Annotated in this window: 29 protein-coding genes; 14 read left to right on the top strand and 15 right to left on the bottom strand. The window is 58.2% G+C overall.

What is annotated here, in order from left to right; genetic code table 11:
• Window positions 1-59: 59 nt before the first annotated feature.
• Both glnA and VHB22_RS07220 read right to left on the bottom strand, forming a co-directional pair.
• On the bottom strand, window positions 60-1,469 hold the full coding sequence (glnA, locus tag VHB22_RS07225; RefSeq protein WP_325456287.1) for a type I glutamate--ammonia ligase: 1,410 nt from the start codon (window positions 1,467-1,469) through the stop codon (window positions 60-62).
• 90 nt (window positions 1,470-1,559) lie between these two features.
• Complete coding sequence (locus tag VHB22_RS07220; RefSeq protein ID WP_325456286.1) at window positions 1,560-1,898, bottom strand: P-II family nitrogen regulator; 339 nt, start codon at window positions 1,896-1,898, stop codon at window positions 1,560-1,562.
• 260 nt (window positions 1,899-2,158) lie between these two features.
• Here VHB22_RS07220 and VHB22_RS07215 point away from each other — a divergent pair, with 260 nt between their 5' ends.
• Window positions 2,159-3,721 carry an NAD(P)H-hydrate dehydratase gene (locus tag VHB22_RS07215; RefSeq protein ID WP_325456285.1) on the top strand — a complete coding sequence of 521 codons (1,563 nt, stop codon included), beginning with the start codon at window positions 2,159-2,161 and terminating at the stop codon, window positions 3,719-3,721.
• On the opposite strand, the gene VHB22_RS07210 is transcribed toward VHB22_RS07215, so the two are convergent.
• Window positions 3,718-4,272: a thioesterase family protein gene (locus VHB22_RS07210; RefSeq protein WP_325456284.1), complete on the bottom strand. Its 555-nt coding sequence runs from the start codon at window positions 4,270-4,272 to the stop codon at window positions 3,718-3,720. The genes VHB22_RS07215 and VHB22_RS07210 overlap by 4 nt on opposite strands.
• Before the next feature lie 167 nt (window positions 4,273-4,439).
• On the opposite strand from VHB22_RS07210, the gene VHB22_RS07205 reads away from it, so the two are divergent.
• Together VHB22_RS07205 and VHB22_RS07200 are read left to right on the top strand one after the other, a co-directional pair.
• Window positions 4,440-6,116, top strand: coding sequence for a tetratricopeptide repeat protein (locus VHB22_RS07205; protein WP_325456283.1), 1,677 nt, complete (start codon window positions 4,440-4,442; stop codon window positions 6,114-6,116).
• 249 nt (window positions 6,117-6,365) lie between these two features.
• Entirely contained in the window at window positions 6,366-7,181 is an 816-nt protein-coding gene (locus VHB22_RS07200) for a L,D-transpeptidase (protein WP_325456282.1), read from the top strand.
• Between the two features lie 68 nt (window positions 7,182-7,249).
• Here VHB22_RS07200 and VHB22_RS07195 read toward each other — a convergent pair whose 3' ends face one another.
• The 3 genes from VHB22_RS07195 to VHB22_RS07185 all read right to left on the bottom strand — a co-directional run bounded on the left by VHB22_RS07195 (window position 7,250) and on the right by VHB22_RS07185 (window position 9,465).
• A complete protein-coding gene (locus VHB22_RS07195) occupies window positions 7,250-8,404 on the bottom strand; it encodes a DUF1134 domain-containing protein (RefSeq protein ID WP_325456281.1) in 1,155 nt (384 codons plus the stop codon).
• A gap of 87 nt (window positions 8,405-8,491) precedes the next feature.
• On the bottom strand, window positions 8,492-8,902 hold the full coding sequence (locus VHB22_RS07190) for a thioesterase family protein (RefSeq protein ID WP_325456280.1): 411 nt from the start codon (window positions 8,900-8,902) through the stop codon (window positions 8,492-8,494).
• A 128-nt stretch (window positions 8,903-9,030) separates the two neighbouring features.
• Entirely contained in the window at window positions 9,031-9,465 is a 435-nt protein-coding gene (locus tag VHB22_RS07185) for a hypothetical protein (RefSeq protein ID WP_325456279.1), read from the bottom strand.
• A 274-nt stretch (window positions 9,466-9,739) separates the two neighbouring features.
• Between VHB22_RS07185 and VHB22_RS07180 the strand changes: the two genes are divergently transcribed.
• Window positions 9,740-10,162 carry a hypothetical protein gene (locus VHB22_RS07180; RefSeq protein WP_325456278.1) on the top strand — a complete coding sequence of 141 codons (423 nt, stop codon included), beginning with the start codon at window positions 9,740-9,742 and terminating at the stop codon, window positions 10,160-10,162.
• 81 nt (window positions 10,163-10,243) lie between these two features.
• Here the strand turns inward: VHB22_RS07180 and VHB22_RS07175 are convergent, their stop codons facing one another.
• The gene (locus tag VHB22_RS07175; protein ID WP_325456277.1) at window positions 10,244-10,528 is read right to left on the bottom strand and encodes a hypothetical protein; all 285 of its coding nucleotides are present in this window, start codon (window positions 10,526-10,528) and stop codon (window positions 10,244-10,246) included.
• 336 nt (window positions 10,529-10,864) lie between these two features.
• On the opposite strand from VHB22_RS07175, the gene VHB22_RS07170 reads away from it, so the two are divergent.
• Both VHB22_RS07170 and VHB22_RS07165 read left to right on the top strand, forming a co-directional pair.
• Complete coding sequence (locus VHB22_RS07170) at window positions 10,865-11,209, top strand: hypothetical protein (RefSeq protein ID WP_325456276.1); 345 nt, start codon at window positions 10,865-10,867, stop codon at window positions 11,207-11,209.
• A 1-nt stretch (window position 11,210) separates the two neighbouring features.
• Window positions 11,211-11,471, top strand: a complete 261-nt coding sequence (locus VHB22_RS07165) for a peptidase M48 (protein WP_325456275.1) — start codon at window positions 11,211-11,213, stop codon at window positions 11,469-11,471.
• A 51-nt stretch (window positions 11,472-11,522) separates the two neighbouring features.
• Here the strand turns inward: VHB22_RS07165 and VHB22_RS07160 are convergent, their stop codons facing one another.
• Together VHB22_RS07160 and VHB22_RS07155 are read right to left on the bottom strand one after the other, a co-directional pair.
• Window positions 11,523-11,885 carry a hypothetical protein gene (locus VHB22_RS07160; RefSeq protein ID WP_325456274.1) on the bottom strand — a complete coding sequence of 121 codons (363 nt, stop codon included), beginning with the start codon at window positions 11,883-11,885 and terminating at the stop codon, window positions 11,523-11,525.
• 97 nt (window positions 11,886-11,982) lie between these two features.
• Window positions 11,983-12,780 carry a DUF72 domain-containing protein gene (locus VHB22_RS07155; protein ID WP_414652721.1) on the bottom strand — a complete coding sequence of 266 codons (798 nt, stop codon included), beginning with the start codon at window positions 12,778-12,780 and terminating at the stop codon, window positions 11,983-11,985.
• 293 nt (window positions 12,781-13,073) lie between these two features.
• Between VHB22_RS07155 and VHB22_RS07150 the strand changes: the two genes are divergently transcribed.
• A complete protein-coding gene (locus VHB22_RS07150) occupies window positions 13,074-14,054 on the top strand; it encodes a TonB family protein (protein WP_325456272.1) in 981 nt (326 codons plus the stop codon).
• A 114-nt stretch (window positions 14,055-14,168) separates the two neighbouring features.
• Here the strand turns inward: VHB22_RS07150 and VHB22_RS07145 are convergent, their stop codons facing one another.
• Window positions 14,169-14,300 carry a hypothetical protein gene (locus VHB22_RS07145; RefSeq protein WP_325456271.1) on the bottom strand — a complete coding sequence of 44 codons (132 nt, stop codon included), beginning with the start codon at window positions 14,298-14,300 and terminating at the stop codon, window positions 14,169-14,171.
• 252 nt (window positions 14,301-14,552) lie between these two features.
• Here VHB22_RS07145 and VHB22_RS07140 point away from each other — a divergent pair, with 252 nt between their 5' ends.
• The 4 genes from VHB22_RS07140 (at window position 14,553) to VHB22_RS07125 (ending at window position 17,381) form a co-directional block, all read left to right on the top strand.
• Window positions 14,553-15,116, top strand: a complete 564-nt coding sequence (locus tag VHB22_RS07140) for a hypothetical protein (RefSeq protein WP_325456270.1) — start codon at window positions 14,553-14,555, stop codon at window positions 15,114-15,116.
• Between the two features lie 103 nt (window positions 15,117-15,219).
• Window positions 15,220-15,510: a hypothetical protein gene (locus VHB22_RS07135; protein ID WP_325456269.1), complete on the top strand. Its 291-nt coding sequence runs from the start codon at window positions 15,220-15,222 to the stop codon at window positions 15,508-15,510.
• Between the two features lie 34 nt (window positions 15,511-15,544).
• Entirely contained in the window at window positions 15,545-16,843 is a 1,299-nt protein-coding gene (locus VHB22_RS07130) for an MFS transporter (protein ID WP_325456268.1), read from the top strand.
• A gap of 61 nt (window positions 16,844-16,904) precedes the next feature.
• Complete coding sequence (locus tag VHB22_RS07125; protein ID WP_414652718.1) at window positions 16,905-17,381, top strand: DUF3597 domain-containing protein; 477 nt, start codon at window positions 16,905-16,907, stop codon at window positions 17,379-17,381.
• A gap of 138 nt (window positions 17,382-17,519) precedes the next feature.
• On the opposite strand, the gene VHB22_RS07120 is transcribed toward VHB22_RS07125, so the two are convergent.
• Window positions 17,520-17,807: a hypothetical protein gene (locus VHB22_RS07120; protein WP_325456267.1), complete on the bottom strand. Its 288-nt coding sequence runs from the start codon at window positions 17,805-17,807 to the stop codon at window positions 17,520-17,522.
• A gap of 10 nt (window positions 17,808-17,817) precedes the next feature.
• Window positions 17,818-18,663: an SDR family NAD(P)-dependent oxidoreductase gene (locus VHB22_RS07115; RefSeq protein ID WP_325456266.1), complete on the bottom strand. Its 846-nt coding sequence runs from the start codon at window positions 18,661-18,663 to the stop codon at window positions 17,818-17,820.
• Between the two features lie 134 nt (window positions 18,664-18,797).
• Between VHB22_RS07115 and VHB22_RS07110 the strand changes: the two genes are divergently transcribed.
• The gene (locus VHB22_RS07110; RefSeq protein ID WP_325456265.1) at window positions 18,798-19,085 is read left to right on the top strand and encodes a hypothetical protein; all 288 of its coding nucleotides are present in this window, start codon (window positions 18,798-18,800) and stop codon (window positions 19,083-19,085) included.
• A gap of 51 nt (window positions 19,086-19,136) precedes the next feature.
• Here VHB22_RS07110 and VHB22_RS07105 read toward each other — a convergent pair whose 3' ends face one another.
• Window positions 19,137-19,361: a hypothetical protein gene (locus VHB22_RS07105; protein WP_325456264.1), complete on the bottom strand. Its 225-nt coding sequence runs from the start codon at window positions 19,359-19,361 to the stop codon at window positions 19,137-19,139.
• A gap of 253 nt (window positions 19,362-19,614) precedes the next feature.
• On the opposite strand from VHB22_RS07105, the gene VHB22_RS07100 reads away from it, so the two are divergent.
• Complete coding sequence (locus VHB22_RS07100; protein WP_325456263.1) at window positions 19,615-19,902, top strand: hypothetical protein; 288 nt, start codon at window positions 19,615-19,617, stop codon at window positions 19,900-19,902.
• A 294-nt stretch (window positions 19,903-20,196) separates the two neighbouring features.
• Window positions 20,197-20,502, top strand: a complete 306-nt coding sequence (locus VHB22_RS07095; RefSeq protein ID WP_325456262.1) for a hypothetical protein — start codon at window positions 20,197-20,199, stop codon at window positions 20,500-20,502.
• Between the two features lie 177 nt (window positions 20,503-20,679).
• Here the strand turns inward: VHB22_RS07095 and VHB22_RS07090 are convergent, their stop codons facing one another.
• Together VHB22_RS07090 and VHB22_RS07085 are read right to left on the bottom strand one after the other, a co-directional pair.
• Window positions 20,680-21,159, bottom strand: coding sequence for a VOC family protein (locus VHB22_RS07090; RefSeq protein WP_325456261.1), 480 nt, complete (start codon window positions 21,157-21,159; stop codon window positions 20,680-20,682).
• 790 nt (window positions 21,160-21,949) lie between these two features.
• Window positions 21,950-22,246, bottom strand: coding sequence for a hypothetical protein (locus tag VHB22_RS07085; protein ID WP_325456260.1), 297 nt, complete (start codon window positions 22,244-22,246; stop codon window positions 21,950-21,952).
• Window positions 22,247-22,432 lie beyond the last annotated feature (186 nt).

The following is a 22,432-nucleotide window of genomic DNA, read 5'->3' as shown; positions in this document are numbered from 1 at the left end:
GGATGACAAAAGGGCGGCCGCGAGGACCGCCCTTGTACTTCCAAACCGTCTGCCTCGGATCAGACCGAGTAGTACATGTCAAACTCGACGGGATGTGGTGTCATCTCGTAGCGCATGTTCTCTTCCATGCGTAGAGCGATATAGGCGTCGATCATATCGTCAGTCATGACGCCGCCCGCTTTCAGGAACTCGCGGTCTTTGTCGAGGCTATCGAGCGCTTCACGCAGCGAACCGGAAACGGTCGGAATCTTCGCGAGTTCCGCAGGTGGAAGATCATAAAGGTTCTTGTCCATCGCCGGGCCCGGATCGATCTTGTTCTGAATACCATCGAGGCCGGCCATCAACATCGCGGTGAACGCGAAGTAGGGGTTCGCGCCGGGATCCGGGAAGCGGACCTCGATACGCTTTGCCTTCGGGTTCGTAACGTGCGGAATGCGGCACGACGCCGAGCGGTTGCGCGCCGAATAGGCAAGCAGCACCGGCGCTTCGTAGCCAGGGACGAGCCGCTTATATGAGTTCGTCAGCGGGTTCGTGAAGGCATTGATCGCCTTAGCGTGCTTCAGGATACCGCCGATGTAGTAGAGGCACATCTGCGATAGGTCGGCGTACTTGTCGCCGGCGAACATGGGCTGCCCGCCCTTCCAGATGGACTGGTGGACGTGCATGCCCGAGCCGTTGTCGCCAAAGACCGGCTTTGGCATGAAAGTGGCCGTCTTGCCGTAGGCCTGCGCGACGTTGTGGACGACATATTTGTAGACTTGGAGATGGTCCGCCATCGTGATCATCGGTCCGAACTTGATACCGAGCTCATGCTGTGCGGCCGCAACCTCGTGGTGGTGCTTCTCGACGTTGACGCCCATCTCTTTCATCACCGAAAGCATCTCGGAACGGATGTCCTGAGCGCTGTCGATTGGCGGAACCGGGAAATAGCCGCCCTTGACGCGTGGGCGATGACCGAGGTTTCCCATCTCGACGTCCGCGCTGGAATTCGTGGGCAGTTCACTCGAATCGACCTTGTAGCCGACCGAGTACATGTCGGTCGAAAACTTGACGTCGTCGAAAATAAAGAATTCGGCTTCCGGCCCGAAGAAGACTTTGTCACCGAGACCGAGCGACATCATGTAGGCCTCGGCTTTTTTGGCGATTGAACGGGGATCGCGCTCATAGGGCTGACCCGTCGAAGGCTCCAGGACGTCGCAGAAAATTGCAACCGTCGTCTGGGCAAAGAAGGGGTCGATATGAGCCGTCGTCGGATCCGGCATCAGCGTCATGTCGGAAGCTTCGATCGACTTCCAGCCGGCAATCGACGATCCATCGAACGCATAGCCGTCGCTGAATATGCTATCATCGATGCAGCTGACGTCCGCCGTCACGTGTTGCATTTTGCCTTTTGTGTCCGTGAATCTGAAATCCACGAACTTGGCTTCTTTGTCCTTGATGAATTGCAGGACATCACTTGCGTTCTTCATAGACACTCCCCTGTCGCGTAAGACGTTTTACAGTTGTGCGGGCCGCGCCGCCGGTTGGTTTGATGTTTTCGGAACTCGCAGTTCCGGTGATCAGATGGCGTCTCGTCCGGACTCGCCGGTGCGGATGCGAATTGCGTCCTCGATTGTCGAGATAAAGATCTTTCCGTCGCCGATGCGGCCGGTTTTCGCGGCCTTTTGAATGGCCTCGATTGCTTTGTCGAGCATGTCGTCGCTCAAAACGACTTCAATTTTAACTTTCGGTAGGAAATCGACAACGTATTCGGCCCCGCGATAGAGCTCTGTGTGGCCCTTCTGACGTCCGAACCCTTTGGCTTCTATAACAGTGATGCCCTGCAGGCCGATTTCCTGTAGCGCTTCCTTCACCTCATCGAGCTTGAAGGGCTTTATGATCGCTTCAATCTTTCGCATTTTCGCCCCTTGAATCATGGACTCAGCATGTTGATAGGCTCCACGCTGGGCCCAGTGGCCCGAAGGCTAGCAGGGGCCGTGCCACTCTTGGAATTCTTCATGAACATAAACTATTTCAGTGGCTTAGCGCGGATCGTCGAGCCGAAAGCTCGGTCGCGCTCGTCTTATACGCCTAAAAAGAGAGCTGTCTGCCCAAATCTAAGGCGGCAGATCATCACTTGTTACCAGACGTCTCAACCTCGGCCGCTCAGGGCATCAGCATGAACGAACTTCTGACCACGTCTGAAATGGGCGAGGCGGACCGGCTGGCCGCGGAGAGCGGCATACCGACACTCGATCTTATGGAACGTGCCGGGCGCTCGGTTGCGGATGTTACAGTCAAGATGGCGGTTGAACTCGCCCGGCCGAACGCGCGCATCGTCGTCCTGTGCGGCCCCGGCAATAACGGCGGCGACGGCTTCGTTGCCGCAAGATATCTGCGCGAGCGAGGCTTCGATGTCCGCGTTTTCCTGCTTGGCGAACGGACCGCCCTGAAGGGAGATGCCGCCGAAATGGCAAGACGTTGGCCGTTGCCGTTGCGGCCTGCATCCGTCGATGTGCTCCAGAGCATGAATATCGTTGTAGACGGACTATTTGGTGCCGGATTGTCGCGTCCTCTCGAAGGCGAAGCCGTCGACTTGGTCCAGTCCGTCAATGCTAGCGGGATTCCCGTAATTGCGATCGACGTTCCCAGTGGGCTCGATGGCACGACGGGAGAACATTCCGGTCCTGTGATCCGTGCGCGCAAGACCGTGACCTTCTTCCGCAAAAAGCCTGGCCATTTGCTGATGCCGGGCCGCGATCTGTGTGGCGACGTCATCGTTGCTCAGATCGGGATTCCGGATCGGGTGCTGGAAACGGTGAAGCCCACCATCCACGAGAACCACCCGCTGCTTTGGCTGAATGCCTATCCTTGGGCGAAAGATGGCGGCAATAAATACGACCGCGGCCACGCCGTCGTGGCTTCCGGACCTGCTCAGCAGACGGGTGCAGCACGCCTGGGCGCACGCGGCGCGCTCCGCATCGGGGCCGGTCTCGTAACGGCGGTGGGGAACGCGCCCGCGACGGCCGTGAACGCCGCACATCTGACGGCCATCATGGTGCGCATTGTCGAGGGCAAGACCGCCCTAGCCGAATTCCTAAAGGACGCCCGCCGAAATGCTGTGTTGATCGGTCCTGGGGCTTCCGTTGGCATCGATACCGCAGCAGAAGTGCTTGCGGTCTTGAAATCGTCAGCTGCAGCGGTCCTCGATGCCGACGCTTTGACTTCATTTGTTGGTAAAAGCAACGACGCCGTGCGCGCCGAAGGTGGAATGGGCTTTCTGGCCAGGAACGGCGATGAAGAAATAAGCCCCGACACGCTTTTCGCAGCCATTCGCGAACGGACGGCGCCGGTCGTCCTGACTCCGCATGAAGGAGAGTTCAAACGGCTCTTCGGCGAGCTTCCAGGGTCGAAAATCGATCGCGCCCGCGCCGCATCTGCGAAGTCAGGTGCCATTGTGATCCTCAAAGGTACGGACACGGTTATTGCTGCGCCGGACGGACGTTCAGTGATCAACGCGAATGCTCCGCCCTGGCTTGCGACCGCCGGATCCGGAGACGTGCTGGCCGGATTTGTACTCGGGTTATTGGCACAACGTATGGGCGCTTTCGATGCGGCCTGCGCTGCTGTTTGGCTCCACGGCGAATGCGCTCAGCGCTTCGGCATCGGCCTTATCGCGGAGGACCTTCCGGAGATGCTGCCGCAGGTGCTACGCGATCTCCACGCCCGTACAGCATATTAAACGCGGCCCGCTTGCTTCAATTGATCGTCGGCATGGAGAAACGCTTCGACCTCCGGCGTCGCAGGCGGGCTTATTTCCGAAACGCCCAGAAGCGCCATCAATCGCGCAATCTCGATAAACTTGCGCTCATTGCGATCGTAGAGCCCGCCTTTGAACAACGCTCGCGCCGCCGCCTGACCGTCGCGCGGGCCGCCGTCGATGAGGAAGGTTTGTTCCATGACCACGAGATTGGCGTCCCAACACAAAAGCTTCGTTTCAAGCCTGAATTTCTGAAATGGGCGGAGCTCGCGCTGAAACCGAACCGTGACGGCGCTCGCGATGGGCGTCCAGCGGTGGCGCAACACCTCGCGCCATAGCCCTGAGCGGACCATGACATCCAGCCGCCCGAGATCCATGAGCGTCAGATAACGCCCGTTATTGAGATGCAAGGAAATATCTAGGTCATGGGGCCACACGCGGAAGGTGAGCAGCGATGATTCGCGAGGAAGATCGAGATGGCCTCGTCCCCGCGCCGTCAAAAGCACCCAAAGAAGCCGGATCCAGAGATTCATTCACGGTCTCCGCAACGAACGCGATGGCCACACGCTTGCCTTACAGGTAATCGAACAACCGCTTCAGATGTATCGATTTCGCCATTGCCCGCAGTCGGCCCACAATGGCATTTTATATGGGCGCGGTGGCGAATCGAGAGACCCCGCTGAAAAGGTTCGCGACAGAAATGATACGGCCGGTACACATCGCGCAGCTCTTAATCTTATCGTGCGCCGGTGCCGGCATAGCCGTTGCCGGGGACACGGTGCCGCAACCCTCTCCTGCCGAGCAGGGCGCCGCTGAATTGGTTCGCGGTGACGTCCGCAAAGCCGTCGCTGATTACACCGAAGCGCTGCGCGATACAGGACTGGCAAACGATCGACGAGCAACGATCTTGAACGATCGTGCCGTGGCGAACGCCCGCCTCGGGCAAACGAAGCAAGCGCTCGAAGATTACAATCGCGCCGTCGAGCTGTTTCCGGAATATCCCGTTGCCTACAACAATAGAGGCAATCTCCTTCTCGCGGTCGGGAAACTCGACGAAGCAATGAAGGATTTCGATCGCGCGCTCGTGTTGGCACCGGGCTACGCAGCAGCCTATTCGAATCGCGCCAATGCCGAGATGAAGCTCGGCAAACCGGGCGATGCCATCCGCGATTTCACCAAGGCGATCGAGCTGATGCCCGCGAGCGCACCGCCGTTATCGGGGCGCGGGTTGGCTTATCTTACGATAGGCAAGCCCCATGCTGCGATTCGTGATTTTTCTCGCGCCGTCAGTGCCGATGCGCGTTTTGCGTCAGCTTATCGCAATCGTGCGGAAGCACGCATGACCATCGGTCAGCGCGATCAAGCCATCGAAGATCTCTCTCGCGCCATTGCTTTCGACGTCAATAATACCGAGCTCTATATCGTGCGCGGGTATGCATACTTGCTCGACGCCAACACCGCCTCCGCGCTCAAGGACTTTTCCAACGCCATCGAACTCGATGGAAATTCGGGCGCCGCCTACGAGGGCCGCGGCTTAGCGAATGGAATCGCTGGCACGCCCGACAATGCCTTTGCCGATTTGAATCGCGCGATTGAACTCGATCCGCGCTCGCCGGTCGCTTACGCCTTCCGGGCCGTGGTCTATAAGCAGAATGGCCAGCCGGATATCGGAGCGAGAGATGTTGAAACCGCCATAAAGCTGGACCCGAAATCTCCTGAGGCGTTGTGGGCCCGCGGCGAAATAGCCGAAGCAAGCGGCCGGACCGATGCGGCGATCTCCGACTTGCGGCATGTGCTGCAATTGAAGCCGGGCTGGCAGTTCGCGGCGGACGCGCTGAAGCGATTGGGGGCGCCGGTCGATAACGGCAATGACATACCACAAGCCGCTCTCGACATCCCAAAATGGCATGTAGTTCTGAATGGAAAAGACTATTTCGCAATTAGCGAGGACTATAGCCAAATCCGTGTGCCGCTCGAAATGATCGGTGAGGGAGAGCCGAAGCTTCTGCAATGGGAGATCAAGGCGCCGCCATATGCGAGCTACGGAATCTTGCATTTTTTTGGCGGGCGCGTCGCCGGCAAAAATGGAATGGAAGATACTGAACTTGCGGCCATCATTGATGTCGCCCAAGGCAAAGTCATTGGTATTCAACCGGACAAGCAGGGATCTAAGGTTGCGACTTGGACATGGGACGGCGATCAACTTCAGGTCGCGAGCGTCGACGGAGTGACCGATGAATACCAGTTGCATCCTGTTGCCGTCGCCGCCGTTCAACGCCGGCCGTGGGATCAATCATACGGAGGATCATCCTCGCGGGACTCTCGTCAACGACGCTACAAACCTAAAACGATCTTCGATCTTTTGTTTGGCGATTGATCCGATAGGCACTTGGACATTGCCCCGGCCGGGTAGCAATACTTATGCAGTCGCCGGCTCCGACCAAAAATGTGGCGAATACATGAATGCACCTTCAACGCATGAATGTGCAAAATCCCGACACCCAAAATTCAGCGTCATTTCGGCGTAAGGATCTGGTTTAGACTATTCGCATTTTCATTAAGAATTTGGCTTCTACTCCATTATGATGCAGATATTGGGCCCAGTGTATTGCGTGAGGAGAGAGTTATGTTGCGTGCAGCGTCGTTGGTCGCTCTGTCGTTTGCGGTTTTCACCGCTCTTCCGGCCGCAGCCAAGCCGGTCGGATCAAACGACAAGGTAGCGGCCGCGACAGAGACGAGTTCGGGAACCACCACCTATTTCGGCAGCGAAAAGGCGAAATCCCAAGCGCCGATCGTGGTGGCTGCAAAATCAAAAGCTAAGCCGCTTCGCCCGACCTTGACGGCCGCCGTTGATCTCACGAACCAGCGTATGATCGTGAAGGTTGGTGGCGAAACGCGCTACAGCTGGCCGATTTCTTCGGGTGTGGCTCAGTATCCGACCCCAACGGGAAGCTTCATGCCTCAGCGGACCGAGAAGATGTGGTACTCGCGCAAATATGACATGTCGCCAATGCCGCACGCCGTATTCATCCATGGCGGGGTGGCCATCCATGGAACGTCGTATGTTTCTTCCATCGGCAGACCCGCGTCGCATGGCTGCATTCGCCTTTCAAAGGCAAACGCCGCGACGTTTTACAATCTCGTCAAACGACACGGGATCACACGGACGCGAGTGACCGTCTACGGCAGGCCGCACTGGCGAGGCGGGTCCGAGATCGCGCGCCGCGATAACGACCGGCGGGCGCGATACGCCGATAGCCAGGGCAGCTGGTTTTGGGGTGATAGTTGGGGTGACGATGATTCTGCTTACGAGCGGAGGAGGCCGCGTCAGGGATACGTCTACAGAGGCGGCCAGCCGGTAAAGGTCTATCGAAAAAGGAATGGCGACTACGTCTATCGTCGCGTTGCCCCAAGTCGCTATTACGATTACGCCGACGACTGACGAACGTCGCAAGCATATATAAGATCTGAAAAAGCCCGGAATTCTCCGGGCTTTTTTGTTTGCTCTACTCAGAACGGGTTCCACGTCGGGCGCGGCGTGAATCGCACATAGCCGAGGTTGGCGCCGAGCCGCACACCGACACCGGACCGTATCGGCGCCATGATGACAGGACCACCCTTCAGCAATGTGAGGCCGACACCGCCGACGAAATAAGCCGACCCATCGATACCAGTAAAAGTACGATAAAGATCGTCCGGGCCTTGCAGGCGATAGATCAGGAATAACGTTCGCGATCCGGAGGCGCCAAAGTCAGTGCCAACGGATGGACCGTGCCAATAAACGTTTCGTACATCGCGCTCCGAGCGCATGTAGAGCGTGCCTTTTCCGAAGCGAAGACCGGCCAGAAAAGCGCCGCCGCCTTCAGTGCCGAGGACGTACGCCGTCGGGCGCCCCAACTCTTTGAAGGCATGCTCGATGACACTCGCGAGATTGGTCGAGATCGTTCCAAAGAAACCGCGCGTCGCATCCCGGATTTCGTCGATCGTATACCCGTCCTCCTGTCGGGGCGGCAGCCCGGGGATATCGCGCATCGCAGGGTTGGGACCGGCGTAGGCATCGTCGCGTTTCGTATCCGCAGTCCATGCAGGCGTAGCAGGAGCGAGCTTGGCATGCGGCGCGGAACTGTCGGCACGTTTTGTAAGTGGCGCCGATGACTTCGGCAGTTTTTGCGCGGTCGCGGGCGGCGATGCCTGTGCCGGGCGGGGGGGCGGTGATTGCCGTTCCGCTTCCGCGATTTTCTCATCGAGGCGGCGCAGCATGTAATCGGATTTCTGCTTGATGACTTTGTTGAGTTCTTCCGCCGCCTTCTTCACCTGAGCAAGCTTCGAGCAATCGGGTTGCGTGCCTTCGGGGACTCTTCCGAGCGAATCGACGGTGAGTAGTAGATCGCTGCTTTTGGAGTCGAGATCGTCAAGCGTCTTGTCGTGGATCGCGTCGAGCGCCGTGTTCTCGTAAGTGTCGTCCGGAAGTTTCTTTGCTGCCTTATAGCGGCGCAGCCGATCTTGCAATTTAGGCTGAGCCTCTAGCGTCAGCGCACGGAGGCTTGCCCCGGATTGATCGACCACAGCCGCGAAGTCATCTGCGGTGCATGTCGCCGCCGAACCCGATTGCTGCGAAAGACAAAGCACGAATGCGGCAGCGATAAATCCCGAAATCAGTCGCATGTGATCAAAGCTCCAGGACACCGCTGAAAAAAAGTTTCAGGAGACATACGTTATGCAGGCGGCGACTCAAAGTTCATTAGACTCGGGTTACGACCGAGGCAACGATTTGGCGGCAAGCCTCGCCAAGAACCGTGCCGTATCGACGACGACGCGCGTGTGCCGCCCCGACCCGATTTGATCGATCCCGTCAGTCGCTGCCACGTCGAAGACCAGCTTGCGGCCATCGACGGACGCTAGTGTTGCCGTTGCGGTCACCGTTAGGCCAAGTGGGGTCGGAGCCGAGTGCGTGACATCGAGATGCACACCCAGGCTTTGATGGTCTTGAGGGAGCTGTGCCTCAACGCAATCGACGGCTGCCGCTTCCATCAAGGCGACCAGCATGGGGCTTGCAAATACCGGCGCCTCACCGCTGCCAACAGCGGGCGCGAGACGCTGCTCTGTCACGAGAGCGCTGGCCGACCCGGTCGAACCAATCCGCAGTTTCGACAGATCCGCCATCACCTCTCCCTATCCATCATTCGGCGAATAAAGATGAATGCATCGCCGATCAAATGTATTCGCTGGAAGCCACGTTCTTCTTTTCGCAGACGTGATCCGGAAATTTTCCTGCTTATCGCCGTCATAGGTCAGCGCGCGGTGCCTTCCATTAACCCAGGGAAGACGGTGCCAGACGGACCGATCTCACCAATCGCCGCAGCGCAGCTTTCATCGACGACCACGTTGCATTCGCTCGGATCGTCTATGAGCGTGCATTGCTTAAGCTTGATCCACGCGTCGTAAATCTTCTTGGCCTGCGCCTCGAAGCTTTTGAGGTCCGCTCCAGTATAGACGGTACTGAGTGCCGGGACCTTCACGGTCGTACGGGTATTGCGGCAGATCTGGACAGCTCCGAGAGCTTGCCCGTAGCGGGAGCCGACATCGTGCGGAGTTAACTGAGCAATGGAACTCTGTGCCGCTTCGAGATCATTGGCCGACGGATCGGCTTGGACAGCGCTGCAGATGGCAGAGAGCATCGCAACGCAAAAGAGAACGAGGCGGATTGGGAGCATCGGCGAGATCATGACTTCATTCTGATTTTCGTTCGATTGTATTCGGGCTTCGAAGTAAAAGACGAGCAAAAGGTTAGCAGCGGGCCTGCTTCATTTAGAAATCCTGTCTCCGCATATACTTTTTCGTAAGTACAAGTCTTTCGTGTTTCAGCAAAATGAACAGGAGCTTATATCTTTGCTGGAATGTCCAGTCGGAGTAGAACGACACGGCATGCACTTGCCCCGGGTGCCAGAAACGCGGAACGCCGCGATAATCTGAGCGCCACCGCCGTCCATGGAGAAACAGATGACCTCTCGCATTTTCCTTTCCGCAGCCGCGCTTGGAGCCGCCGCCATTCTAACCGCCGGTCCAAGCTCCGCACTCACGACCAAAGAATGTAGCGCGAAATATCAATCCGCAAAGTCGGCCGGCACCTTGAACGGAAAATCGTGGAACGAATTCCGAAAGACCGAATGCTCGGGCGCCGCCGCGGCAACAGAGACGAAAACCAAAAGTAAGCCCGTGACGGCGACCAGATCGTCTGGCGGGGCCGTATTTCCCAAGGCCGTCGATCCGAAGTACGCTAAGGAATCCGCGGGCAGGGCCCGCATGCATACATGTCTCGATCAATACAAGGCCAATAAAGCCACGAACAGCAATGGCGGCATGAAATGGATTCAGAAGGGCGGCGGCTACTATAGCAAATGCAACGCCGCTCTGAAGAGCTAGTCTCTTCCAGGGGCTACAATAGGATACGCGAAAAGGCGGTGCATATGCCCGCCTTTTTTACATGCAATAATGATTGCCACGTTAGCGTTTTAGGCCGCCGTCCCGCTGCCAGGCAAGAAAGAGTGATGTCACAAGCGCTGTCAGAATCATCGTTCCAAGGATCGCCGGCTGACGCATGTAAGACATCCAGACATTAAAACCGTTCATCCAGCCGCCTCTTCCCGTAAGTACATTGTTCAAGACGAGGATGACGAGCGCAACGCAAGACGTCAGGGCTGTGGCGATGGCGGCTTCAACCGCCCTTTTCGTCAACCTCGGGACAGAAATTGAGTTGCGTCCGATTGCGAGTTGCGTCCGATCCGACATGAGTGCGCTCCGTCGTTATGAGGGCAGGGCGCCATGGTCGCCAACAAACCCGATTTATTCTCCCTGTCTAACAGATTCGCCGCATGAACATGGCAGCCACGAGGCCAGCGGTATCTTCCTTATACTTTGAATGATGTTATTGGATTTGTTTCGCCTCTGAACGCGTGCATTTAAGTTCTTTGATTACTATATTTTTTGAACCACCCCGCAACGTCGAGAAGTATCTTATAATGGAGAAGAATCGTTCACTGGGCGACGTGTGAAGCTGAGCGTCCGTCGCGCAACAACGGCTTTGACCGGCACAGTCCACACGAGTTCCTTGCGAGGAGGGAAGCTATGTCGCGTATGCAACATGCACTGCGTTGGGGCTTCTGTGCAGCGCTGATTGGTATGTCGGCACCCGCGAGCGCCGCGCCGATTGGATTCGCCGTCGCAAAAGGCGAAGTAGCGAAGTCTGTGACACTCGTCCACGGACGGTATCGCGGCGGTTATGGCCGGCGCGTATTTATTGGCCCGACTCGCGCGTGGGGATACGGATACCCGCATCGCCATATCGGATATCCGTACTTCGCCTACTACGGCGGATATTACCCACCTGGTTTCGTTGATTACGAGTATGGCTACGATGAACGCTGTTACTACAGCCGCCGCTACCGTGCGCGTGTCTGCCCCGATTGGTGATATGTTGAGGCACGTGGTTGGCGTCCTGATCGCGGTCGGCTGCGCCGCTATTCTTTTGACGGGTGGTGCGCGATCCGAAACATTGTTCGACGTTGAGCACGCGCGCGCAGATTACCGCGCCGGGCTCGCCAGTGAATATGATGCAGACATTCTACGGCGCTGGGGAGCTCCGAGCGGATATTACCCACCATCGCGCTTCTACGAGCCTCCCAGATACCGGCACGTTCCGCGTAAAAAGCGCTATCGCGCGCGGCATTGGTGACGCCCGGACTGCATCTCGACATCCTAAGATGGCCCGACGACGCCCGAGGGATCATTCTACGTCTGGATCGACGTTATGCGCCGCATCATGACGGATCCTCGACAGTGCTCGCGCCCAGAGCGCGAGCACCAGAACGAGCAAAGTCATAAATGGCACGCCAAGCAAAATGGAGAGTGCGTCTCGGTGGCTGCCATCGATAAGCCCGAAATGCGCGGATAGGCGGAGAAGACCGCTGGCACAAACGAACAGCAGATAGATATTGCCGACGAGGCCAAGATACGCCTCGGCCTCATAATATTGTGCGGCCCAGGAAATTTCCGGGATCTTCGATTTATTGAGAAGCGACCAAATCGCGATTGGCAGCACGATAGCTAAGGACAGCGCATAAAGCGCGATTTCGAGCGGGCTCAGCATGTGGTCAACATCCCGAAGGTCAGGGGCAGGTGTCTGTGTTCAGCGGAGCGATCGCATCTCCGCTGCCTTTCCTCTGTTCCGTTGGGAATAGCTGCCGTTAACCTTCGAGCCGCTTCATGAAGGCCATGGCGGCGTGCGGCGCGCGGACTTTGCCTTCATGAATGAAGAAAACGAATGTATCGCGCGGTTTCTCTTTGAGTTTGTGATCGCTATCGATGATGGGAAGACCTTTGGGTACGTCGCCGGAAGCCCACTCCCTTGCGCGCTTCGCCCATTCGCCGAGAGCCTTCGGAGGATAAGCGGTTGGGATGTCGTCCTTGCCGGTTTGTAAGCGCGCGTAGACGAATTCGCCCGTCACATCGGCAATTGCGGGGTACTTCGCATGGTCCGCGAACACGATGGCTACGGATTTCTTTCGCGCCAGTGCGATGAACGCGGGCGTACAAAATGAGTCATGCCGGACTTCGACCGCATGAAGAAGACTGCGTCCATCGAACTTCGCCGGAAGAAGGTCGAGAAAGGCGCCGAAGTCTGCTTCGTCGAATTTCTTCGTCGGTGCAAACTGCCAAAGCAGCGGCCCGAGCTTTTTACCGAGTTCGGTGATGCCCGATTCGAGAAAACGCGCGATCGAATCGCCCGCGCCTCGGAGTTCGCGCCTATTTGTGGCATAGCGCGGCCCTTTGAGCGTGAAGACGAAGTCCTCCGGGACATCGGACGCCCAGCGAGCGAACGTCTGCGGCTTCTGCGTGCTGTAATAGGTGCCGTTGACCTCGATCGTCGGAAGATGACGGCTGGCGTAGCTGAGTTCTTTGGCGTGCGCCAATCCCTTGGGAAAGAAGGTTCCACGCCAAGGTTCGAAGGTCCAGCCGCCGATTCCGGCCCGAATTTTTCCCATTTCCGCGGTTTTGCCATTTTTTTCTGGCGCTTGCGAAGCAGAGGTGCGCTTACGCGGCATCGACTAGGCTCCATGAACCCGCTACTCCATGAGAGCGGAGAACGTTCAGTGTCGCGGCGAAGCCAATTGGCATTGCGATTCGTCACGTGATTGCGGCCTCGCAGCGGGGTTACGCACAAGCCAAGCAGTATTCCGGCGCTTTTCCGCCGATCCTTTATCACTTCTGGCTCGCTTGAGAGCAACGGGGTAATCTTCGCGTTGGGGCCGAACGGCTAGACTGAGTGCCGAGGGGAATGGATCAGACCGCTGATCTCACGACGAATGGTTTCGCGCGCTGGAGCGGAACCACGAAACGTGAACGCAATTTCTGGATTGCCTTAGCGTGTGCGGCAGTGTTGCACGCGTCGCTTTTCGTCGGCGCGATCGCGAGTAAACCGAAGCGGCTTGGTGCCGAGAACGGCGCCGACAATGCGATCAGCGTCTCGCTCGTGACGGAAGCCGATCTCGAAAGCAAGAGCACAATTGCCGACGAGCCGCAGCCTCCGCCGGGTCCACCACCTAGCCCTGCACAGAAGCCGCAACCCGCCAAGCAGCCGCCAAAGCCGCAGGAAGCGAAGCAGGACCCGCAGCCGCCTCAGCCCGAGCAGCCACCGCAAAAGCCAGAGAAGCTGCAACAGAAAGTCGAGCAGCCGCCTGCGCCTGACGACGTCAAGCAGGAGGAAAAGCCCGAACAGAAAGTTGCTAAAACGGAAGATCCAAAGCCGGAGGAAAACGCGCCGGACCTCTTCTCACTGCAGGATGAGAATCCGGCGAACATGAAGAGCGAACCAAAGCCCAAACCCGAGCCGAAGTCCGAAGCTAAAAAATCATCGCCGCATAAGTCATCGCCGAAGAAAAAGAAGCGCATGGCATCGCTCGATCTTTCGACGCCGAAAAGCTTATTGGCGCCCTCGTTCGGCGGAGGCGGTTCGGCCGGACTGCAACGGCCTCCAGGAATTACAAGATCAGGAGTCAACGACGCTTTCGCGCGCGCCGTGATCCGAGCGCTCCAGCAGACCATGCCGCAGCTGAGCGACGTGCTCGGGCGCGTAACGGTTAGGATTTTCCTCACCGAAACCGGAAATGTAGCAGAGGTTCGGCTTCTTTCTGGTTCTAAAAACCCTTCACTCAATCAAAGCGTCATCTTTGCAGCGCGCCAGACCAGCTACCCCATTCCGCCGACTGGCTCGAACGTCGCCGATCGTACCTTTATGGTGACATACATCTACGACTGAAATTCCAACTTGCGGTCGACGTCCAGAGAGTCACAAAGCGAGACGCCGGATACGACGCCTCGCCATTACGCAACGAGACTAACAAAACAGTGGCGGGGCCGTTGCGAAGATCAATCAGCGCTGCGCCGCGTCATGAACCGCGACCGAAGCAGCACCGAGTTTCATCGGCGTATATTCCGGAGCTTCGCGGCGGCACGCGCCAAGCGCAAGCGCTGCGAAACAGAGTCCAAGGACTGCGATTTTCATGGGTTCACCTCCCGATTGAATTGCGGCTTCCATACGCTGAATTACATATCCCGCATGACAACGCCGAGACCTTCGAGTTGTTCCGAATTGAAACGCGGAGAGCACGCATTTCGTGTGTGAAATGCGATGTTCTAAATGCAAATATCGGGTTTTGCCGAAGAATAGCTGCCGTTCTCGGGGTATAAACACGCTAAAGCCACCGTTTCAGAATGCCGTGTGTGTTGATCGTGTAACGCACTCTGAACAATTTTCATGAAAGTTCAATTTTCACATCCATCGGTAATGCTCGCGCTTCTGGGCAGCCTTTCAGGGACGCTCGGCACATCCATTTTGGGCGGGAATTACGGAACAGCACCGCGACCCGGCGCCTATCTGGTGCTGGCCGGCGTGTGGTTCGGCTTAGTGATCGGCTTCGCCGTCTGGCGTTGGGCCGAAATCTCTCTGCCGATGGCCGCAATGACGGTCGTGATAACCTGGCTAGGCTGGGAGACTGCGGTCAACGTCGGCGTGCAAATCGATCAGCTGTGGCCGCTCGAATTCGCAAGTGCATACAAATCTTACGTCACGGGTCTCGTAGCTGGCGCAATCGGGGCCGCTATAACATGGCTGGGAGTTGCAATCCCTGTACCGGTGCTTCGACGCAGCTGCGCTGCAGCGGCAGTCACTGCGACGGGCGCGGTATTGGGGCTCCTACTCATTCCGGCGACAAACGTTTTCGACAGTAGCGCGATTTTGCTTTTGCCTTGGCAAGCCGCCGTCGCCGCGATGATCGGGTTCCACCTGCCGCACACGCACTGCCGCGATGTGCCGATCTAAGTTGAAGCTATTGGGCAACATCAATCGGCAGCATACCGATAACTCTTCTCGCGCCCGAGACTAACGGCGTTTAACTTCGCCTCCACGACGAAGGAGGAGCGCGATGAGATCGTGGTCACATATCGCGGCAGCATGCTTGGTTACCCTATGCGCTGCCGCATTTCTGCCGAACAAGTTAGCGCGAGCCGATATCGCTACGGATGAATCGGCAGGATCTATCGAGCAGTTACTGAAGTCCGGTTGGCAAGTCGCGGGCTATTCCAGCAACTCCGACAACCGCTCGACATTCATCCTGTTCAAAAATCCGAGCCAGACCTACCTGGTCCAATGTCTTGCCGGTTATGACGTGACCCGCTCGCCGCGCGTGTTCCAAAACTGCTATAGGCTAAGATAGACGGAACGGGGCGGGCAAACGGGGGGAATTGAAAGTGACGTGGCAGCCGGAGCGCTGGAGAAAAACCGCGTGGGCTATTGTCGCCTTCTTGTGGATCGTCGCAACCCTCAACTATCTCGACCGGCAGCTCGTCGTAACGATGCCCGGCCCCATCAAAACGGATCTTGGGATTGGCGACGAGCGCTTCGGTCTGCTGTCCTCTTTGTTCCTTTGGATCTATGGGTTGTGCTCGCCGGTTGCCGGCTACGTCGCTGATCGCGTCGGCAAGCGTCCCGTTATCATAGCGAGCCTTTTGATCTGGTCGGCCGCGACGTTCGTCACAGGCATCGTCACGTCTTTCGAGGGAATGCTAGCCGCGCGTGCCGCGCTCGGTGTCAGCGAAGCATTCTATATGCCCGCCGCAGTTGCGTTGATCGTCGAGTATCATCGCGGATCGACCCGCAGTCGCGCTACGGGATTGCATCTGAGCGGCGTCTATGCCGGCTCCGTTCTCGGCGGCCTCGGCGGAGCCTTCGCCGAGATGTTCGGCTGGCGCACCGGGTTCGTTATGATGGGGGCCGTAGGTGTCGCCTATGCGCTCGTGCTTATGATTTTCTTTCCCCACCCGCCGAGGGAAATCGCGCAATCGCATTCATCGCAGCGCATGTCCGATGTGCCGAGCACTGGAGCTTTTGCTTCGCTGTTGACCTCGCGAGGCTTCCTGTTTCTGTTGGCGATGAACCTGCTCAATGGAGCGGCCTATTGGCCGGTGCGAAATTGGCTGCCCGAGTTCTTCAGGTCCGAGCTTGGCGTCAGCCAGGCGTGGGCGGGCGTCTATGGACCGATGGCCTTCAACGGCGCGGCGTTCATGGGGATGCTGCTTGCAAGTCACGTTTCTGATTGGTGGTCGAAGACGAATGAACGCGCGCGAGCACTCGTCCCGGCCATCGGCTTTATGATCGCGGCGCCATGCCTCTTCACTGTCGGCGCGATCGAATACCTCCCGCTTATTCTCGCCTGTGTGCTCGTCGCGGGGATGTCGCAAGGATTCCTGGACTCAAACTTGATGCCTGCCGCATGTACCGTGACGGATTTTCGTCATCGCGCCACGGCGTATGGACTACTGAATTTTGTCGGTACGACAGCGGGCGGCGTAATGACATACGTGGGCGGAATGCTGAAAGAGGAGAACGTTCCGTTCGCGACGACGTTTCAAGTCGCCAGCCTGCTGATCTTCATCGCCGGACTTTGCCTGTTTGCGGTCAAACCGATACGCGCCGGACCGTGCGAGCATCAAGCCTTCGGTCCGCTGCAAACGCCGGAACTCAACTCCGCGCGCTCGGCCACGCGATAAACGAGAGATTGTTTCAAATTTTCCTTAAGCCGACACAAAATCCTGTCACCGGTGGGCAGGAATGCTTCAGCAATTTCGTCATTATCCAGGTTGGATTTTGACTCGTGCCTATAAGCTTGCCGCGTTGAACGCAACAACCCGAGAGGAAGTGATGAGTATTCTTGGAAGCATCATGTCCGGCATCTTCGGCGAACAAGCACACGCGGCAAAAGTACCGCCAAGCGTTTTGCAATCAACTGCAAAGTCCGAGCCGGAAACGGCAACAATTAAGTCGGCTCCATCGATCGACATCGCCGCAAGCCTCGACAAGCTCGCAGCTGGGCAAAAGGACATCGACTGGCGCCGTTCGATCGTCGATCTGATGAAAATGCTGAAACTCGACTCGAGCCTGGCAGCGCGCAAGAAGCTCGCCGAGGAATTGCATTATACCGGCAGCGTCAAAGACACCGTTGCCATGAACACGTGGCTACACAAGCAGGTGATGGCCAAGCTTGCCGAGAATGGCGGCAAGCTCCCGAACGACGTCCTACACAGCTGAGATGCGGTTCGGCCCCGCCGAAGAAGCAGGCCGGCGTTCCTCCCGCCGTCTTGCTTTTTTATTTACCCGGAAAGCGGATTCCGCGTTTCGTAGCGGCTCGCGCGGCGCGAATCGAAATACTAGCCAAAAATGAGAAATCTAAGCCGAAGGCCTGAGCGGCGCGGGCGGATGGCTCGGCTCGCGATGGAAATATTTCAGCGTCAGATAGGCGCCGATCCATGATCCGACAATGGCGAAGCCGACGTAGATCCAGTTGTTCGTATAACTGATAACGGCAAAAGACGAGAGCATATACCAGATACCGCTCCAGTTCGCTGCCGCCATCGGACGCTTTGCGACGACCGATGATGTGAACATGACGTAAGCCGCGTCCGTCGCCGCCGTCGCGATCAGCACGCCCGCACCGATCCAGTAGTCGATCGCCATATCGAAACTCCTACCAACGCACCTTGTTAAGCTGAAAGAAGCGGCCGAAAATTTTCCGCATGAGGGTGGACGGAAGCTTGCCCCGCGCAAAGTGCTCAAACTTTGCCGTCGGTCCGACAGCCGTGCGGAACCGCGGATGCGGCGCATCGAGAACCTTCGCAACCGCCTTTCCGACCTCGACAGGGTCGCGCGCCGTCTTTGCCACGTAGGCATCGACCGCCGCTTCGAGATGCCGGAGCAGCGGGCGATAGGCGCTCGCCTCCGGCAGGACGCGGGGCGAGTTCTCCCAGATGCTCGTGCGATAGGCGCCCGGCTCGACAAGCGCGATATCGATGCCGAAGGGCTCGAATTCGTAGGCCACGGACTCGGCCCAACCTTCGACTGCCCATTTCGACGCGCAGTAGGGTGAGTTTGCCGGTTGTCCGGCGAATGCGGACTCGCTCGAAATGATGACGATCCGCCCACGACGTTGCGCGCGAAAGAACGGCAGGAGCTTTCGTGTCAGCGCAAGGACGCCGAAATAGTTGACGTCCATAACATGGCGAACCTGCGCTTCGGTGAGATCTTCGAACGCACCGCCGACCGCCACGCCCGCATTATGCACGACAGCATCGAGCGGCCGATTCGTTAAATCGAGCAGAGCAACCGCAGCGTCGATCGATTGCGAATTTGTGACATCGAGTTGCGCGACGCGCACGCGAGCGCCGACACCTGCCTCCGCGACGGCATGATCCAGTTCACCGCGCTTGCCCAGATCGCGCATAGTCGCGACGACATCCCACCCGCGCTTTGCGACCTCGACGGTCGTCGCGAGACCAAAACCGGAAGACGTTCCGGTAATGAGGACAGTCGGCATACTTCAATAGCTCCGCTCGTATCTGGATGGGCTTCACTTTATTTCAGAAGCCGTGCCGGAGCGAGTACCCTTGCGCGGCGGCGCTCATCGTATTAGCAACCGCCGGACAGTGACGCTCGACGGAGTTTGAAACCATGGCGGATACCAAAGATACCAACGAAGCAATCGCTGATCTAAAGCGCCAGATTGCCGAGCTCGAAGGACTTTCGCTCGCCACGGGCGTCATCCTCACGCAGCTGCTGCAGAAGATCGCAAGTCGCGAGATGAACCCGCAGGGTGCAGCGGGACAGATTGTCAACAACGCACGCGCGGCGATCGAAGGCTTTACGGCGCAGCAGAAATCCGATCCGGTGATGAAGAACCGCGCCATCGAAGCGGTGAAACAATACGAGGACCAGATCCGCTCCGTTCTGCGCGAATAAACTGCATCGCGCCATCCGGCCGGCTCGACGAAGGAGAGTCGGATGGCGCACTCAAGATGGCCGGATCCGCTTCAAGAAGTCCCAAACGGGGAGGGCGGTGAGGCCCCCAACCGCGCCGCCGACATAGCTCGGGAGCGGAAAGCTGAACACCGACTGCCAGATCAAGCCGATGATCCAGCTCGCGATCAGCATCGCGGCGACGGTAATCAGTAAACGCTGCCAGAATGGAAGCAAAAGGGACATGGCGAGTTCCTGCGCGAGTGGCACCGTGGACATCGTTCGCAACCCACGGCGAACGCCGAAACTTAATATATCATGCTTTCGCTCGCCGCGTTTGACGGCCGCAATGTCATGCGAATTGAAAGTTAACCGCCAGCTTTCGCCGTATTTTTCCGCGTGGGTTATTCCGGCGCTTCCGCTTTTGCCGCGGGAACATCGGCGCGATGTTCGCGTTGCAAGCATATGCGGGCTGCATCCGCGGTGCAAAAGTTGCGTAGCCGGCGGATGAGCAAGGAAACGGAGATAACTTATGAAAAGGAATTTGGCCGCCGCGGCCACTGCGGCATTGATCCTGGCGATTGCAGCGCCTGTTGTGGCGCAGGCGGACTCGATCAGCGGCGTCGAAAGTGCGCGCGCTAAAGAGCGCCAGGGCCGTTATTTGAATCGTCACGACCGCGAACAGCTTCGCCGCTATGGCGGCAACGACGACGGATATCGCTACGGCTACCGCGATTACGGCTATTACGACGATTATTACGGTGGCCCGGGAGTTAGTGTTTATGTCGGTCCGGGCGGCGTCGGCGTCTACGGTTATTGATTCGCATGACTGAATGAAGCGGACGGGCGGCGGATCGCAAGGTCCGTCGCTTTTTTGCGGGACACGCATGCGGCCGGCTCGACGAAGGAGAGTCGCATGCGCCACAAAGAGAGCATGCGGCCGGCTCGACGAAGGAGAATAGCATGCGCCAACAAAAAACAACGGAAATCCCGGATTCGATCGTTCTACAAAGAATGCGGCATTCGGCGATGATGCGTCTGCTGTATTGTTAATGAAGCGTGCGGCGATATTGCGCCGCGTGAAAACAATCACAACAGCTAGGAGAAATTCGGGATGAAACGTCTCGCACTGATTAGCTTTCTGGCATTGGGAACGGCCCTCGGGAGCACCGCGGCCTCCGCCGCACCCGCGACGGCCGGGCTCGCCGGCTTGAGCAAATCCCACAGCGGTATCGAACTCGTGAGAGATCGTCATCGCGGTCACTACAAGCGTGGACATCGCGCGCGCCATCATTATCGCGGACATCGCCGTCATTGGCGGCACAATCGCTACCGCGGATGGCACCGTTATCATCATCGTCCGCGGGGCTGGCGCACGCTCGGGTGCGTGCTCGTTGGGCCAGTCTGGCTCTGCCCATGACGGCAAAAGCACGCCGAACGAGACATTAGTTTGAGAATGAAAGCCGGGCGGAATCTTCCGTCCGGCTTTTTTGTGCGAAGTCCCGCCGCGCACGATCTCCCTTGCCGGAGGATGAGGAGATTATCGCCCAGGCTGCAATACCGCGGATAAGTTTTTTCTTCCTCTAGGCCGTACCCCTCATCCCTTCCTGGCCTTCTCGATCGCCGCGACGTCGATCTTCTTCATCGTCATCATCGCTTCGAACGCACGGCGGCCTTCATCGCCGCCGATGGCCAGAGCCTCAATCAGCACGCGCGGCGTGATCTGCCAGTTGACGCCCCACTTGTCTTTGCACCACCCGCAGGCGCTCTCCTGACCGCCGTTGCCGACGATCGCGTTCCAGTAGCGGTCGGTTTCTTCCTGACTGTCGGTCGCAATCTGAAACGAGAATGCCTCGCTGTGCTTGAAAGCGGGGCCGCCGTTGAGTCCGATGCACGGAACCCCCGCGACGGTGAAGTTGACGACGATCACGTCGCCCGCCTTGCCCGAGGGATAATCGCTCGGCGCGCGGTGGATGGAGCCAACCGCGCTGTCCGGAAACGTGTCGGCATAGAAGCGCGCCGCCGCCTCGGCGTCCTTGTCATACCAGATGCAAACTGTGTTTTTCGCCGTCATCATTTTCTCTCCCGAATGCTGGTGTCTCTCATCGCGCAGGCACTTCATCCGTTAAGACGATATCGCCGGGCCCGATCCGACACTTTATTTTGCGCTTTGCGACTCGCGTTCCGCGAACCGGCCGCAAAGCGCGGGGGGGGGGACGGCAATACGCGCCATCCGGCCGGCGTGAAACAGCAGACGCGCCATCCGGCCGGCTCCGCGAAGCGGAGTCGGATGGCGCCATCAATAAAGCACGAAGCGGACGGGTTCCGCGGCGTGGGTCTTCGCAATTTTAGTCCCGGAACCGGTCCGCTCCGTGACAGCCAGAGAACAGGGTTCCGGCGAGGTCACTTAATGAAGCGGGATGCTCCGCACATGGGTTTCTCACCCCATGCGGACCTGCCTTCCACCTTGTCCGCATCGCGCGCGTTCCGCGAGCGGGTCAGGCTGCCCCACCCGAGCCCCGCACGACGCCTCGCGCGCTGCCCTTGTCGGATGGGTGATGGGATTATCGCGCAGCCCGCAATACCGAGGATAAGTTTTTTTAATGCGCGGGGCGGCCGGCGTGAAACAGCAAACGCGCCCGGCGGCCGGCTCGACGGAGGAGAGTCGCCCGCGCCAAATCAAAACTGCTTCGCGCATCGCGGCCGGCTCCGCGGAGCGGAGTCGCGATGCGCAATCAAAGGAGAAGGCGGGATAAGTTTTTTGCGAGATGGCTCAGCTAGCCGCGCCCGGCGGCCGGCGTGAAACAGCAAACGCGCCCGGCGGCCGGCTCGACGGAGGAGAGTCGCCGGGCGCAATCAAAAAACCTTCAGAAGCAAAGCCAGGGGCCTAGGCAGGCCGCGGGCGTCCCGCCCTTGCAGGCCATCTGCGAGGAGTAACACTCGATCATGCCCCCTGATTTGCAGGTAGTTTTCACTGGTCCCTTCGGAATGAGCCCTTTCCCGGCGATCGTGTTCTTGAGTGCGTTGTGGGAGAACAGCACCGCCAAATCGTGGGTGAAGTTATCGCCGATGGCTGCGACCCGCGTACATTGGGCCGCCTGAGCCGTCGCCGAAAGTGCGCACACCATCATCGCGGCCACGAAGCCTGACTTGAAAACCTGCATTGCAACCCCCCGGTGCGAACAAATCTGCTCGAACGCTAGTCCAGCGCTTGGCAGTTGCCAAGTAAAGGACCGTTGCTGATGCAGTTTTTTCCGCGATGCGATTTATGAGCCGCACGGCATGGCCATCGATGCGTGTCCGAGTTGGGTCGGAAGCAGACAGGTAAGGCTCTCAGCGAGGCTGCCCCA

This window comes from Hyphomicrobium sp. (assembly GCF_035548195.1).
Lineage (GTDB): Bacteria > Pseudomonadota > Alphaproteobacteria > Rhizobiales > Hyphomicrobiaceae > Hyphomicrobium_B.
This window is presented reverse-complemented; position numbering and strand designations above follow the sequence as displayed.